At 62.1% G+C, this 14,694-nt stretch carries 15 protein-coding genes; 10 read left to right on the forward strand and 5 right to left on the reverse strand.

The window, feature by feature from the left end:
* Positions 1-925 precede the first annotated feature (925 nt).
* Entirely contained in the window at positions 926-2,779 is a 1,854-nt protein-coding gene (locus ACM42_RS20115) for an alkaline phosphatase family protein (RefSeq protein WP_271529554.1), read from the forward strand.
* Between the two features lie 55 nt (positions 2,780-2,834).
* On the opposite strand, the gene ACM42_RS20120 is transcribed toward ACM42_RS20115, so the two are convergent.
* Positions 2,835-3,419 carry a hypothetical protein gene (locus ACM42_RS20120; protein ID WP_271529555.1) on the reverse strand — a complete coding sequence of 195 codons (585 nt, stop codon included), beginning with the start codon at positions 3,417-3,419 and terminating at the stop codon, positions 2,835-2,837.
* Positions 3,420-3,812: 393 nt separating this feature from the next.
* Between ACM42_RS20120 and ACM42_RS20125 the strand changes: the two genes are divergently transcribed.
* The 3 genes from ACM42_RS20125 (at position 3,813) to ACM42_RS20135 (ending at position 6,390) form a co-directional block, all read left to right on the forward strand.
* Entirely contained in the window at positions 3,813-4,472 is a 660-nt protein-coding gene (locus ACM42_RS20125) for a peroxiredoxin (RefSeq protein ID WP_271529556.1), read from the forward strand.
* A gap of 118 nt (positions 4,473-4,590) precedes the next feature.
* On the forward strand, positions 4,591-6,030 hold the full coding sequence (locus tag ACM42_RS20130; protein WP_271529557.1) for a cryptochrome/photolyase family protein: 1,440 nt from the start codon (positions 4,591-4,593) through the stop codon (positions 6,028-6,030).
* 66 nt (positions 6,031-6,096) lie between these two features.
* Positions 6,097-6,390, forward strand: a complete 294-nt coding sequence (locus ACM42_RS20135) for a histone (RefSeq protein ID WP_271529558.1) — start codon at positions 6,097-6,099, stop codon at positions 6,388-6,390.
* A 232-nt stretch (positions 6,391-6,622) separates the two neighbouring features.
* Here ACM42_RS20135 and ACM42_RS20140 read toward each other — a convergent pair whose 3' ends face one another.
* On the reverse strand, positions 6,623-7,495 hold the full coding sequence (locus ACM42_RS20140; protein WP_271529559.1) for a DMT family transporter: 873 nt from the start codon (positions 7,493-7,495) through the stop codon (positions 6,623-6,625).
* Between the two features lie 97 nt (positions 7,496-7,592).
* Entirely contained in the window at positions 7,593-8,039 is a 447-nt protein-coding gene (locus ACM42_RS20145; protein WP_028178621.1) for a hypothetical protein, read from the reverse strand.
* 301 nt (positions 8,040-8,340) lie between these two features.
* Between ACM42_RS20145 and ACM42_RS20150 the strand changes: the two genes are divergently transcribed.
* Entirely contained in the window at positions 8,341-8,604 is a 264-nt protein-coding gene (locus tag ACM42_RS20150; protein WP_271529560.1) for a hypothetical protein, read from the forward strand.
* 25 nt (positions 8,605-8,629) lie between these two features.
* On the opposite strand, the gene ACM42_RS20155 is transcribed toward ACM42_RS20150, so the two are convergent.
* Together ACM42_RS20155 and ACM42_RS20160 are read right to left on the reverse strand one after the other, a co-directional pair.
* On the reverse strand, positions 8,630-9,091 hold the full coding sequence (locus ACM42_RS20155) for a host attachment protein (RefSeq protein WP_271529561.1): 462 nt from the start codon (positions 9,089-9,091) through the stop codon (positions 8,630-8,632).
* 39 nt (positions 9,092-9,130) lie between these two features.
* Complete coding sequence (locus ACM42_RS20160; protein WP_271529579.1) at positions 9,131-9,541, reverse strand: DUF3775 domain-containing protein; 411 nt, start codon at positions 9,539-9,541, stop codon at positions 9,131-9,133.
* A gap of 265 nt (positions 9,542-9,806) precedes the next feature.
* On the opposite strand from ACM42_RS20160, the gene ACM42_RS20165 reads away from it, so the two are divergent.
* From ACM42_RS20165 to ACM42_RS20185, 5 genes are all read left to right on the forward strand, one after another.
* Positions 9,807-10,085, forward strand: coding sequence for a hypothetical protein (locus ACM42_RS20165; RefSeq protein ID WP_271529562.1), 279 nt, complete (start codon positions 9,807-9,809; stop codon positions 10,083-10,085).
* Between the two features lie 361 nt (positions 10,086-10,446).
* On the forward strand, positions 10,447-11,412 hold the full coding sequence (locus tag ACM42_RS20170; protein WP_271529563.1) for an AraC family transcriptional regulator: 966 nt from the start codon (positions 10,447-10,449) through the stop codon (positions 11,410-11,412).
* Positions 11,413-11,699: 287 nt separating this feature from the next.
* Complete coding sequence (locus ACM42_RS20175) at positions 11,700-13,124, forward strand: tyrosine-type recombinase/integrase (RefSeq protein ID WP_271529564.1); 1,425 nt, start codon at positions 11,700-11,702, stop codon at positions 13,122-13,124.
* Positions 13,121-13,573 carry a hypothetical protein gene (locus ACM42_RS20180; RefSeq protein WP_271529565.1) on the forward strand — a complete coding sequence of 151 codons (453 nt, stop codon included), beginning with the start codon at positions 13,121-13,123 and terminating at the stop codon, positions 13,571-13,573. The genes ACM42_RS20175 and ACM42_RS20180 overlap by 4 nt, the downstream gene beginning before the upstream one ends.
* 382 nt (positions 13,574-13,955) lie before the next feature.
* The gene (locus ACM42_RS20185; protein WP_271529566.1) at positions 13,956-14,252 is read left to right on the forward strand and encodes a hypothetical protein; all 297 of its coding nucleotides are present in this window, start codon (positions 13,956-13,958) and stop codon (positions 14,250-14,252) included.
* Positions 14,253-14,694 lie beyond the last annotated feature (442 nt).

Here is a 14,694-nt window from a genome sequence, read left to right on the forward strand (position 1 = left end):
GGAAACGGCGTATGTGTCGCCGCAACCCGGCCCAAGGAAGAGGGGCGGATCGCGATCGTCACGAACGCGGGCCGGGCGGCGGTGGACGCAGATGGCGTTGGCGCGAACGGGCTTGCAGGGCGGGAGACCGTGAGCAAGGTGTCGCGCATACGACCGGTGCCATCAGCGTACGGCAAAATCGTGTGGTCCTGGCGCCCGGGGTCTGTGCGCCAAGTCTTGCGGTGACGTTGCGGCCCGACCGGGTTTCGCACCGTCAGTCATCCGCAAGGCGACGGGGGCAATAGTGCATCGCTCCCCGGGGAGAGCGCGACATAAGCCGTAAAACCACTGCGCAGGGAAGGCCGGGATGTCTCCGGTTGCCCTGTTACCCGCTGTGCATCGAAGCGCACGCAGTTTGCGTCTGGCATGGCGGTCCACAGGAGCCAACCGGCTCCCGGTCTTCCCTGCGCCCTCTTTCATCGAGGGTGAGGCATCGACGCAAAGCTCGGGCGAGATGAGCCGCGAGGATGCGCCCGTGTGTCTTCAATGAAGATGCAAATCGAAAAAAGACACCGTTACCCCAAACTCGGTCATTGCGAGGCGCGAGGCGACGAAGCAATCCGAGTCTTTCCGCAGCGGCAGTCTGGATTGCTCGCTACACTCGCAATGACGGCGCTGAGACAGTGCATCCCAACATCACATTTCGTGCCCCGGACGCAGCGCAGCGCTTCTTCAGCGGTGCGCTGCAGAGCCTCCTGGGTCCCGGCTCTGCGCAGCAACGCTTACGCGTTGCGGCTTGTCCGGGACACGAGAGTGACGACAGCGCCCCCTCCCCAGCCCCTGCAGCGGCAACGGGCCTTGTAACAAAACTGTCATCCAGCGAAACTAAACGAAGCTCCGGGGGGCCGCGGTCGCGGCCACGCCGCCTCACGCAGGGAGAGAATTGATGCGCCGTTCACTGGTGTTGCTGTTCGCCGGCCTGACAGTGCTGTCCACCGGACTTGCCTCTGCCCAGAACAACACGCCCCGCAACCTGATCCTGTTCATTCCCGACGGTCTGCGGGCGCTCAAGGTCACACCGGAAACGGCGCCGGCGATGGCCGAAGTCCGCGACAAGGGCGTCAACTTCAAGAACCCGCATTCGCTCTTCCCGACCTTCACGATGGCCAACGGCTCGGCGATGTCGACCGGCCATTATCTCGGCGACACCGGCGTGTTCTCCAACACGATCTGGACCAACTACACCTCCGCACCCGCCGGCGATACCGTGGTTCCCTTCATCGAGAACGACGCCGTGCTCGGCGACATCGACGAGCATTTCAAGGGCGACTATCTCAACGAAGAGACCATTCTGAAGATGGCCCGCGACAAGGGGCTGAGCACCGCGGCGATCGGCAAGGTTGGTCCGACCTACCAGTTCGACCACACCGACAAGCCTGAAAAGCCCGGCCAGCATTCGATCGTGTTCGACGATTCCACCGGCGGCAAGAACGGTGTCGCATTGTCCGACGAGGTGAAGGACGCCTTGACCAAGGCCGGCCTGCCCCTCGCCACGCCGCCGCGCGGCGACAACTCCAAGGCAGGCGATGCCAAGACGCCGGGCACTACGGTCGCCAACGTCGCGCAGCAGGCCTATTTCGCCGACGTCGCCACCAAGGTGGTGCTGCCGATGTTCAAGGCACGCAACAAGCCGTTCGTACTGGTGTTCTGGTCGCGCGACCCTGACGGCAGCCAGCACAATACCGGCGACAGCCTCAACCAGATCATGCCCGGCATCAACGGGCCGACCTTGATGGCCGGCATCAAGAACGCCGACACCAACCTCGCCCAGCTCCGCAAGGCGCTCGACGAACTCGGGCTCACGGCCTCGACCAACATCATCGTCTCCGCAGATCACGGCTTCTCGACCATCTCCAAGGAGAGCAAGTCCAGCCCCTCTGCCAAGGTCGGCTATGACGACACGCCGAAGGATTTCCTGCCGATGGGATTCCTCGCGATCGACCTTGCGAAGGCGCTCGACCTGCCGCTGTTCGATCCCAACGACAAGAACGCGAAGGTCGAAGGCAACAAGCATCCCAGGGCGGGCAACGGCGTGCTCGGCAAGGATCCGGAGAAGCCCGATCTCGTCGTCGCCACCAATGGCGGCTCCGACCTGATCTATCTGCCGAACAAGGACAAGAAGCTGGCGGCGAAGACGATCAAGGCACTGCTCGAACAGGATTACGTCTCCGGCCTGTTCGTCGAGGACTCGCTCGGCCGCTTCCCCGGCAGGCTGCCGCTGTCGAGCATCAACCTGCGCGGCAAGGCGGCGACGCCGGCGCCTTCGATCGTCGTCAACTTCCGCTCCTATGCCAGCGATTGCGGCGAGGCGCCAACCAACTGCTCGGTGCAGGTCGCCGATACCGTGCTGCGCCAGGGCCAGGGCATGCATGGCAGCTTCAGCCGCGGCGACACCATGAATTTCATGGCGGCGATCGGTCCGGACTTCAAGGCGGGCTATGTCGACGAGATTCCCGTCAGCAATGCCGACGTCGGCATGACGGCCGCCCGGCTGATGGGCCTGCGCGGCTCGCAGAACGGCGGCCTGATCGGCCGCGTGATGTCGGAAGCCATGCCCAACGGCATCGTGCCGAGGGCTTTTGTCGGCACGCTGAAGTCGAAGCCCGCCGAGGGGGGCCTGATGACGGTGCTGAACTTCCAGCGCGTCGGCAGCCAGCGCTATTTCGATGCCGCCGGCTTCCCTGGCCGCACGCTCGGGCTCGAGCCTGATGCCGGCAAACAAAAAACGGCGGGGAAATGACCCCGCCGTTCCCTCGCGTCCTCGCGTGACGCAAAAATCTTACATACCCGGTTTCTTACATCCCGATGTCGAACACGTTCGGCAACTGGCCCGCCAGAGGCAGCGCGGTGGCGCCGACGAAGGTCGCCACCATCGCCATCAAGCGACGGTTGTTCTGGCGCTTGCCGCGCATCTGGCCGGCGATCCACTCCAGCATCTCGCTGTTGACCTTGGCGGCATAGGACGGCGCCCAGCTCTCGATCTCGGTGTCGGCCGACAGCGCCACGCTCCGCGGCGGCACCTTCAGGCCCGAGGCGCTCGCCGCGTAATGGGCAACCGCCTTGGCGAGCAGGTCGTCGAACCGGCCGCCATCGGTGCGCTCGGTCGCGGCCTCGTTGATCTCGAACAGACGTTCGGCTTCAGCGCGGCTGACCGGCTGGTCGTTGACGGCGGTCGCGGTCAGGATGCGCACGCACCAGGCGGTGTCATCGGCATCGAGCGAGCGGGAGAAGTGGACGCGGCCCCTGGTGGTCGGGCCTTCGCCCGTGATCACGCCGTCCCGCACGATGGAGAGTGCATGAGCCGCGGTGTCGCGGCAGGACGGTTCGAGGGAAGGCGACTCAACAGACTTCTCAGCGGACTTGGGCACAGCGGCAGACATAGTTCACTTCCAGATTTCTTCTGACCGGCCAGCATTTTCATGCCGGCGTAAAGGGGTGGTTAACGATTCGATACGGGGATCGCGACTTTTCTAGATGGTTGCCAATTGGTCGCTGTCAGGACCATTTTGGTTCCGGGACGCGCCGGGCGAGCGTGATGGAAGTCATAAAAGGCATTATCGGGGCGAGCGAGACCGTCTGACCCCGGATGGGGATGTTTCGCCGCAGGTGCCGCTGTAACAATAAGTTGCCCGGAAATCGGCCCTTCAAGGAAGGAATTCACATTTTACTTGAGCCGGTTCAGTTGTCGTTCACTTGGCCTTGTAAGGGCCCTATACTGCGGGTAACGACCAGACATGAATCTTCCAGTAAATTCAATGCGATGAGGTAAAATCATGACACTTCCGATCGGCGCCACTGCACCCGACTTCGAAGCCGAGACCACCGAAGGGAAGATCAAGTTTCACGACTGGATCGGCAACAGCTGGGCGCTCCTGTTCTCGCACCCGAAGGACTTCACGCCGGTTTGTACGACCGAGCTCGGCGCGCTCGCCCGGCTGAAGCCGGAATTCGACAAGCGCGGCGTCAAGCTGATGGGCCTCTCGGTCGACCCGGTCGAGAACCATGCCAAATGGTCGGAAGACATCAAGGAGACGCAGGGCGCAGCGCCCAACTACCCGATGATCGGCGACACCGATTACAACGTCTCGAAGCTCTACGGCATGCTGCCGGCCGCGATCTCGGGCGATCCCCTCACCCGCACGCCGGCCGACAACCAGACCGTCCGCAACGTCTTCATCATCGGGCCGGACAAGAAGATCAAGCTGGTGCTGGTCTATCCGATGACCACAGGGCGGAACTTCCAGGAGATCCTGCGCGTCATCGACTCGCTCCAGCTCACCGCCAAGCATCGCGTCGCGACCCCGGCCGACTGGAAGCAGGGCGATGATGTCATCATTGCGGGTTCGGTCTCCAACGACGAGGCCAAGACGATCTACCCGCAGGGCTGGAAGGAGCCAAAGCCCTACCTCCGCATCGTGCCGCAGCCCAAGTGATTTCGGCTTGATCGGCGAGCATCATCCCGGGGTTCGCATCCTCGGGATGACTGCTGATGAAACTTTGCTCATGCATCTCGTATATTGAGAACCTGCTCAGCGAGATGCACTCCCGATTATGCCAGGCCCGCAGCCGGTCATCGTCTGGTTCCGCGATGACCTTCGTCTGTCCGACCACCCCGCCCTCCACGCCGCCGCGAAGACCGGCGGGACGGTGATCTGCCTCTACGTGCTGGACGACAGCGTCGGGCGATCGCCGGGCGGCGCGGCGCGCTGGTGGCTGGCGCAATCGCTGCGGGCGCTCGGTGCGGCGATCGCCGCGCGCGGCGGATCGCTCGTCCTGCGCAGGGGAGCGGCGACCACGGTCATCCCCGAATTGGCGCGCGAGATTGGCGCCCGCTGTGTCTGCTGGAATGGGATCGCGCAAGCGCCGCATCGGGCGGCCGAGCGACAACTCGAAGCAGCACTGGCCAAGCTCGGCGTGGACTCGCAAAGCTTCCCCGGCGACCTCCTGGTCCCGCCCTCGGCGATCCGCAACAAGGAGGGTCGGGGCTTGCGCGTGTTCACGCCGTTCTGGCGGCGCGTGTTGTCGCTTGGTGATCCACCAAAACCGCTGCCGGCTCCGAGGCAATTGGGCCCGGCGCCGAAGATCGCCGGGGACGCGCTGGAGAGTTGGGGACTGGAGCCGAGCAAGCCTGATTGGGCCAAAGGCCTGCGCGAAACATGGACTCCGGGCGAATCCTCTGCGCGAGAGCGCCTGCGCGACTTCCTCAAGCACACCGCACGCGTCTATGTCGGCGACCGCGACCGCCCGGACCGGGAGGGCACCTCGCGGCTCTCGCCGCACTTGAGATTCGGCGAGCTCAGCCCTCGCCAGGTCTGGCACGCCGCGCGGTTCGCCGCGGCCGAAGATCCGGCGCTCGGGCCGGGCATCGAAAAATTCCTGAGTGAGCTCGGCTGGCGCGAATTCTGCCGTCATCTCCTCCACGACCATCCCGACCTCGCCACCGCAAACTTGCAAACCAACTTCGATGGCTTCCCCTGGACGCGCGACGACGAGGCGCTCGCTGCCTGGCAGCGCGGGCACACCGGCTATCCGATCGTCGATGCCGGTCTGCGTGAGCTCTGGCACACCGGGGTGATGCACAACCGGATCCGGATGGTGGTCGCCTCCTTCCTGGTCAAGCACCTGCAGATCGACTGGCGCGAGGGGGAAGCCTGGTTCTGGGACACGCTGGTCGATGCGGACCCGGCCAGCAATCCTGCCAATTGGCAATGGGTCGCCGGCTGCGGTGCAGACGCAGCGCCCTATTTCCGCGTGTTCAATCCCGTGCTCCAGGGCGACAAGTTCGATCCGGATGGCGCCTACGTTCGGCGCTGGGTGCCGGAACTGAAGAACCTGCCGGCCAAGCTGATCCACCAGCCCTGGCAGGCAACGCCGATCGAGCTTGCGAGCGCGGGCATCACGCTCGGCAAGACCTATCCGCAACCGATCATCGATCATGCCAGGGGGCGCGAGCGTGCGCTCGCCGCTTACGCAAAGATCCGCAGAGGTTGAGCGATGCTTTGACACAATTTCGAAACCCGCTATCGTCATCGCTCCTGTCAAACCGCGGGGGACGATATGGACGACGAAAAGCCGATCACCGAACAGGCGATGGACACGAGCACCAGCGCCGTGGATGCGACCAAGGACGCGGCGGTCAACGCCGTCAAGCAAGTCAGGAAAGCCGCCAAGAAGGTCGCGAAGAAAGTAGGCCCGAAGAAGACGTCCAAGAAGAAGGCCAAGAAGAAGGCGAAGACATCCTCGAAGAAAGCGGCCAAGAAGACCGTGAAGAAGGCCAGCAAGAAATCTGCGAAAAAAGCCGCCAAGAAAGCCGTCAAGAAGAAGAAGAAAGCCAAGAAGGCGAAGCGCTGATCACGACGCTCAGAACAGGTCTCCGGGAGTGGACACACGCCTGGAGACCTGCCCGATCGCCGCGCCGGTCCAGCTGACCGCGAACGTGCCATGCGCAGCGGGGATGTATTCCGACGCCGCGCCCTGTCCGCCTAAAGCATGATCCGGAAAAGTGCACGGCGGTTTTCCGAAAAGATCATGCTTAAACAACAACCTAAAGCGCGATGACGATTCATCCTGATCGCATCGCGCTTTAGAAGCGCCGGTTGACGACGAACACCGCCGCCGCGCACATCGCCATGCCGGCAATCGCCAGCGCATCTAGTCTTTCCCCGAACAGCAGATAGGCCATCAGCGCGGTGACGGCGGGCACCAGGTAGAACAGGCTCGCGACCGAGGTTGCTGCAGCGTGGCGGATCAGCCAGTACAACAGTCCGATCGAACCGATCGAGAGCGCCACGGCGAGCCAGGCGAGCGCGAGCACGAACTCCTGTGTCCAGTGCACCACCCGGTCTTCGAACAGGAATGCCCCGATCGCGAAGAAAATGGTGACGGCAACGTACTGCACGAGATTGCCGGCTCGCCAGTCGATGTGGTTGCAGTAGCGGCGCTGATAGAGCGTACCGAGCGTGATGCTGATCAGCGAGACCACCGAGGCAAGCCAGCCGAGCCCGGCTTCGCCGGTCATGGGACGGTTGTGCAGGATCAGCACGACGCCGCCGAGGCCGAGGACGAGGCCGGCCCATTGCACCGGCGTCACCTTCTCGCCGAGCCAGCGATTGGCGATGGTCGAGGTCAGGATCGGCTGCAGTCCCGGAATCAGAGCGGACAGGCCGGCCGGAATCGAATGCGCGATCGCGATGGCGGTGCCGCCGAGATAGAAGCCATGGACGAGAATGCCGGCGACCGCGCTGTGCGCGATGCCAATCCGGTCGGGCCATTTCGGCCGCGCGATCCCTGCGATGATCGCCATCAGGCCGACCACGATCGCCATACGTATGGCGAGATAGGTCAAGGGATCGGCATTGTTGACGACGTATTTGGTGCCGATGAATCCGGTGCTCCAGAGCAGCACGAACAGGATCGGCGCAGCGCGGGCGGTCAGGTTTTCTTGATTATGGTTCATTGCCGCCCTCATTGCCTCAGCGGAGGCCATGCGGCAATGCGAATTTCATCCGGACGATGCTGCGCTGCGGCGGATGACAGCGGCCTAGCTCAGCTGATCACCATTCTTCCGGACAGGGATCGATGATCTTCCAGAGCTCGACGCCGTTCTTGATCTTCTTCATGTCGGTGGTGAGCCCACCATTGCGACGAATCCAGTCCTTCACCTTGTCGGGGTAGTAGGACATGAGATCGGAGGTGCCTTCGGCGCTGGTGACCTTGATGCCGAAGGTGAACGCCTTGTCGTAATAGGCCTGGTGGAAACCGAGGCTCGCGCGCGGCGTCACGCAAATCTTGTTCATCGGCACGATGCCGAGCACGAGCGTGCAGGCCGAATTGCAGATACCGTCGATGATGACGCGCTCGCCTTTCTCGCGCACGCGCTTGTATTTGGCCTTGTACTCCTCGACATAGCCACCATGGTCGCGGGTGATGTGCAGCTCGGCGCGCGCCGGCGTAGCGGCGGCGACGGAGAGCAACAGCAGGCTCAGGAGCGTGATGCGCATGGCAAGGTAACGGCGATGGCCTTCAGGAATGCGCCGACCTCGAAGGACCCGCAAGTGATCCCTTGGGGACGGCGGCAGGATTCTTAAGCAAATACTCTTTGGTCATACTTGTGTGGGGAATTCGTTAAGCATCCCGAAAAGGCCAAAAATGGGCAGCTTTCGACCGCATGTCCGGCAATTCTGTCACACCCACCCGGAAATCTGCAGGACTGGCCATGATTTCGGGCCTCCGCAGCGATGCCTGACCGCCCGAAATTGCTATAGATGGCTGATCTGTTCGAGCGGGTTCCGGAGAATCGAGATGAGCAAGTTGACGCTTGTAGCTGCGGTTGCGGCCCTGACGGCTGCAATCCTGGCCCCTGGCCTTGCGGAGGCGCACGGACGTCACCGGCACCACCGCTCCTATGCCAACCCGCTACCCTACCCGATCAGCTATCTGCACAATTACGGACCTGGCATCACCCCCGGCACCTTCGCCTACTACGACGGTCCGTCGACCAACTACTGCTACCGCAGCGCGGCCGCTTACATCGGCCAGGACGGCCGGCGGCACCCCTGCTACTGAGGCGCCGCGGCCCCGTACGGGTGCGCTATTTCGCGGCACCCGACACCAGCAATTGCTTCTCGATCTCGTAGACCGGCAGCTTGACGAGATCCTTGCTGACCTCCCCCTGAAGCGCCTTGCGCACGGCGTCTGAATAGTCGGCCCGGATCATGCCGAGCGCGCGCGGTGAGGCCACCATGGTCAGGGCCTTGGTCTCGCCGGAGCTGACGGCAGCATCGAGTCGGCCCGCCAGTCTCCGCAAGAAGGCGCGCTCGGCCTCATCGTGCCAATCGGTCTGCTCGACTGAGCTGCGCGCCCCGCCGGCCGCCGGTTGCAGCCGGCCCGGCGCGTCGCTGCCTTGCGCGGTGGTCGAAGGGTTGGGCTGCTCATGCACTTCTCTGGTGTGGAGATTCGGAAACTTGTCGTCGCCGAGGTTCTCCAGAATGAGCGCCTTGCGCCCGTCGCACACGACCAGCCATTCGCCCTTGGCCATCCTCATCTTGTCCATCACAACTTCTCCTTGACACTCGCAGATGCCGCTTCGGCATCAGAGCTGCTCTTCGAATTCCTCGAAGGACTTGCCGAATTGCGCCATCGCCTCTTCGAGATAATCGGCGAGCATGGGCGTACCGATCAGGTAGGATGCCGTGCGCTGGTTGTGCGCCTGCGCGGCCTGAGCGCGCAGTTCGCGCCAATCGGAGAGATCACCGTCGCCTCGGCCGAGCCAGGTCAGCGCCACGAGATCGATCTGCTCGTCGACATTGAGATCGCGGATGAAGCCCGCAAGCTCGGCACGATCGGTGGTTTCGCCGCGTCCGCCGCGGCCGAAGCTCATGTCGTCGTCACCGGACTCCAGGATGACCCCGTTCCCGGCCGCTTCGCTGTCGGACCGGCGCGACTTCGAGATGACGAAGAAGACCTTCTCCGGCGAGATCGACAGATTTGGAATGACTCGCATCCAGCTCACCTTGTCCGGCAGCACGCACAACGCCGCTGCCATGTCGGCGACACTAAAGCCAAGGCAAACTTGCGAATTGCGCAGGATCAAGGTCCAAGTCACGGCTAAGGTCCAAGTTACGACATTGCCCTGCAGCCCCGGCCAGCTGGGATCAGGGCCGGGCCAGCTCGCTGAAGGTTTGTTCATCAGTATTACATTTGGGCTCCGCCACAATTTGATCCGAACAACTTCGATATCCTGCATCGCGTAAGCGGAGGAAGACATCATGAATCTCAAGACTGGCCTTGTCGCCACGTCCCTGTTCGGCGCCCTCGTGGCATCGTCGGCGGCATCCGCCATGCCCATCGCGCCCGCACCGGCGACACCGCAGGTCTCCGGCGTCGAGCAGGTCCGCATGGTCTGCAACGCCTGGGGGCGGTGCTGGTGGCGCCCGAACTACTACGGGTATTATGGGCCGCGGCCATATTACGGCCCACGGTACTATGGGCCGCGGCGCTATTACGGCCCGCGCTATTATGGCTATCATGGCTATCGCCGCTGGTGACGTTTGAAGGGGCCGTCAGGGCCCCTTCGCATTTGCGGAATCATATTTTGCGCGGCCGTCCCCGGCCTGGATCTGATTTAGATCAAAGTTGAAATTTGCCGATACCGTCATTCTACATAGTGACGAAGCGACGGAGTTTCGTCCTTCGCCCGTCACGCCTGCATGCAGCATTTCATCGACCTCGCCTCCGGCGAAGCGATGCGCCGAGAACGCGGTGGTGACAGTGATCCGGCGGAATTTATGGCATGATGTCCGCAATACTACGGTCCGGAATCCGGTTTACTGAAACGCGATGTTTCGCCATTGATGGCGATGCATCGACATTCATTTGATCATCTCATTTCAGCAGCCGGCCAGAACCATGTTGTTCGACGACCTCGCTCCGTCCTCCGCGCTTCAACTGATCGGATTTTCCGATATCGATGCGTTTCGGCCGATCGAGACGATGGAAGATGCGAGAAGCATTCCATTGGACATCCCGAACTTCGCGGCGGCCCGTGCCGTCGTCTCCCTGCCGGCGTGCCGCATCATCATGATGAGATCGTTCGCACGCATCCTCGATACCGCCTATCGCATGCCGGGTGGGATGGTGATCCTGTCCATGACCGACGACCTTCAGGTCAACTTCAAGGGAATGGATCTCGACGCCCGCTTCTTCGTTGCCCTCCGCGGCAACGATGAGTGCCATTTCGTCGAGCCGCGGACCAATCATCATGCCATGATCATCTTCTCCCCCGCGCTGAGCGACCGGGGCTGGTTCGACCACGTCGACGATTTGCAGGCGCATGTCACGAACCGGCCCGCCCTGCTGCACACGCGACAACTCTTGCTCGACATCCTGCGCACCGCGTCGGTGCAGCCGGGCCTGTTCGAAACCACCGAGGTTGCGGCCCATCTCCAGGAAGGCCTGCTGCTCGCTCTCGACGATCTGTTCCGGATCGATTCGATCCCGGATCGGAGCACCTCGGTCCAGGGCGAGCGAGCGATCAAGCTCGTGCAGCGCATCGACGATTACGTCGCGACCTATCCGACCACGCCGATCTATACAGCCGATCTCGCCCGCGCGTTTGGCGTCTCGATCCGGACGCTCGGCGGCGCCGTCAGCATGGTGCGCGGCATGAGCCTGCACCAGTACATTCGGCTGAAAAGGCTGTGGGCGACCCGATCCCGCCTCCTCAAGGGCGGCGGCGTCACCGTTGCCACCTGCGCACGCGCCCACGGCTTCCACCATCTCGGTGAATTTGCCGCAGCCTACCGCGCGATATTCCACGAGGCGCCCTCCGACACGCTGTCACGCGGCCGGCGAAGCGGTGTCCCGGCGGGCTGATTGACGCCGCGGGCACCGCGACCGTGATCCGGCATCAGCGCCGCTTCAGAACATATCTAGAACAACGGAAGACTGGCGCGCTCGGAAGGATTCGAACCTCCGACCCTCGGAATCGAAATCCGGCGGCCTACCCCTACTAGCCTAACGTAGCCTAACGGTCAGATCGGCATTAAGCCCACGTAATAACTACGCTTTTCGGCAAGTTAGGGTAAGGTTCCCCTCTAAGCCTAACGCCCCATAACGGCTCAAGCCGTTACCCGGCTGTTACCCTGAGGAGCCCCTACCCCATGCCTGTCCTGACCGTACCCGGAATGATGAAGTACCGGCCGGCAGCAAAGCGTCGCGAGATCCGCGATAGCCTCGCTCCTGGCCTGCACCTTGTGATCCAACCGAAGCGTACTGACGACAAGCGAGAGCCCGCCCGCTGCTCGTGGGCAATGCGCTTCCGTCGTCCGGATGGGCGAACCGCGAAGCTCACATTGGGTCTTGTCGATTTCTCAGAGGCCGAGAACGACGAGGAGCCGGTTCTCGGTGCTCCGCTGACGCTGCGTGCCGCCCGTCAGTTAGCCAATAAGGTCGATCGCGATCGTGCTCGCGGCATCGATGTCGTCAGCGAATACAAGGCGGACAAGGAACGAAAGCGAGCCTCAGCCGCAGACGCCGCCGAGAACACGTTCCCTAAGCTAGCAACGGAGTTCATCCGTGATCACCGCGTTCGGCGCTGGGGAACCTGGCCGCGTCGCTGGCGCGAAACCGCTGCCCTACTCGGCTTGCGATGGGACCGCAGCAGTGCAGACCCTACCAAGGGCGAGCCGGAGATCATTCCGGGCGGTCAGGCCGACAAGTGGCGCGACAGACCGGTCAGTACCATCGACGACCATGCCGTCCATATTTGCATCGACGAAGCCCGCAAGAAGGGCATCCCCGGTTTGAAGAAACGCAACAAGGGAGTGAGCGACTCGCGAGCCCGCAAGATGCATGGTGCGCTCTCGGCCTTCTTCAAATGGGCCAAGCATCAACGCAGGATTGCGACCAATCCCTGCTTGGACGTCTGGCGTCCCGAACCCCGGCCAGCTCGCAAGCGGGCGTTTACCGACGCTGAGATCAAGGTGTTCTGGACTGCGAGCGAGCAGATTTCAGAACCATTCCGGTCCGCGCTGCGCGTTTTGCTCCTGACGGGTCAACGGCTCAGGGAGGTCGCTGGCATGATGGACCACGAACTCGGTGGGTTCTTTCCCGGGACACCGGCAGACGTCTGGACCCTTGGGCCAGATCGGACAAAGAACCATAGGGAGCATCACGTGCCGCTCGCGCAATCGGTTAGGGATATGATCGATGATGTGCCGAGGGTAGAACCTCCGCGAGGACAGAACTTCTCCTATGTCTTCAGCACGACCGGCTCCACGCCGATAAGTGGCTGGTCGAAAATGAAGAAGAGGCTCAATAAGGCGATGGGCAAGGACTTTCCGCATTGGACGCTTCACGATCTTCGGCGTAGCTGTGCCACTGGAATGCAACGTCTCGGCGTGAGGCCGGAAGTGATCGAGCGCGCTCTGAACCACGTCAGTGGCACGTTCGGTGGTATCGTCGGCACCTATCAGACCGATCTGATGTCCGCAGAGGTGAAGATTGCGATGGAGCGCTGGAGCCAGCACGTTGCCGGATTGGTCGAAGGTAGCGACAACGTGGTGCGGATGAGGGCCAAGCAGTGACCCAGGAAGTGAAACCTCGCGTGCCACGATATCGTTACGGCCAACATGGCTTCCTTGCCTCGGTCAGGCTGAATGTCCTAGAACGAGCCAGACAGGCTGGCGAAGAGGCCGTGACTCTTCGCATTGAGGACCTTGAGCGCTTGCTGGACATTGCCGACGAAGCGGAAGCGTCGGGCACTACGGGCCGTCCACCCAGCCATTCCGTGCGGTTTCGGAAGATGGTCATCGAAGAGGTGCGACAGCGGATAGCAGCGCTAAAGGCCGCGTACCGGCGAGCACCGACCTCGACACGCGAGTATTGTCAGCATGAAGCTGAAATCATAAACGATGCCGTCGACGAACTCGGCTGTACCAACAAGCAAGTTTGGGAAATGTATGACCACCCCGATCGGATTGGGAAAACCCGACCGAGGAAGCCTCGACAGAAGAAGGCCGCCGATACGGCATAATTCGTAAGGCGGCCTTCCGTCAGTCACGAAATAGCGTACCGCCAATTGACTCCTGCGTAGAGCGGTTTCGCGGCTTCCGCTGGGTGCAGCCCACCCGTTCTTCCAGTTTCCTCAATCGGTCTTCAATCGTAGCCACTCGCAAGTCAATGCCTGCGAGATCAGTGTCGTCATTGTGGTCCCTTATTTTTCTGCGCACTGAAACTCTCCGCTTGTTCTAGCGCACACAGCATGTGCGCGCCTCTGATCACCACAACAGCCGCACCCTCTTCGCAACAGAAGAGTGCCGGGTAATACCCGCGCCTTATACCCGGTAGACGGTCCTTTGCTCGCACCAGCATCGCGCTAACGTTAGGCTACGAAGCAACTAGCGGAGGCCGTCAACGTGAACGAGACCGAGTCCATCAGGTTTGTGCCAGATGCGCAGTGTCGTCGCGATCTCGATCCAAATGACGAGAGAAGCGACATGTGGTGGGTGCGCTTGCAGCGGCGCTATCCCGACATCTTTCCACCAAAAATCAAGATCGGCAGGATCAATCACCGCCAGCGCGATCTCTGGGAGCAGTTCAAGCAGCACCTGATCATGGTGGCCGCATCGGCAGCACCGGACGAGAGGGACGTCCGCAATCTTGAGCAAGGACGAAAGATGGGGCGCGAAGCAAAGAAGGCGCGCGGAAAATGACGCCGCGCTACAGCAAGAAGTCTATCCCTCGATATAAGCCTAAGCAGAAACTGCCACGCCGCCCCAAGATCAGACCGGCAGAACCTGCTGTGCTCGATGCGTTCTATGAACTACAAGCAAACTGGTCTTGGCAGGAAAAACCCCACACCTTGGCTCCGGGGGCTTCGCCACTGACACTTCACCGTAACGAGCGCAAGGCATGGCGAGACTTAATGCGTGCGCTGATGGTTTCGCAGGTGCCGCGTGGTAGCTAACTCCAAAAGAGACCACACGTCCCTACATCAATTCGTCTGTCTGCCGAACGCTATTCTCAAGAACCCACCGATCAGACACCGTGGCGATGACCCGGAAGTTGGGCTTGGTGTGTTTGAGTTCGCGGTGCTCGGGGGGATCGTTTTGCTGGCGCGGACGAACGCATACAAGCAGGCCCGCCATGAGTACG

This window comes from Bradyrhizobium sp. CCBAU 25338, assembly GCF_028128965.1.
Classification (GTDB): Bacteria; Pseudomonadota; Alphaproteobacteria; order Rhizobiales; family Xanthobacteraceae; genus Bradyrhizobium; species Bradyrhizobium liaoningense.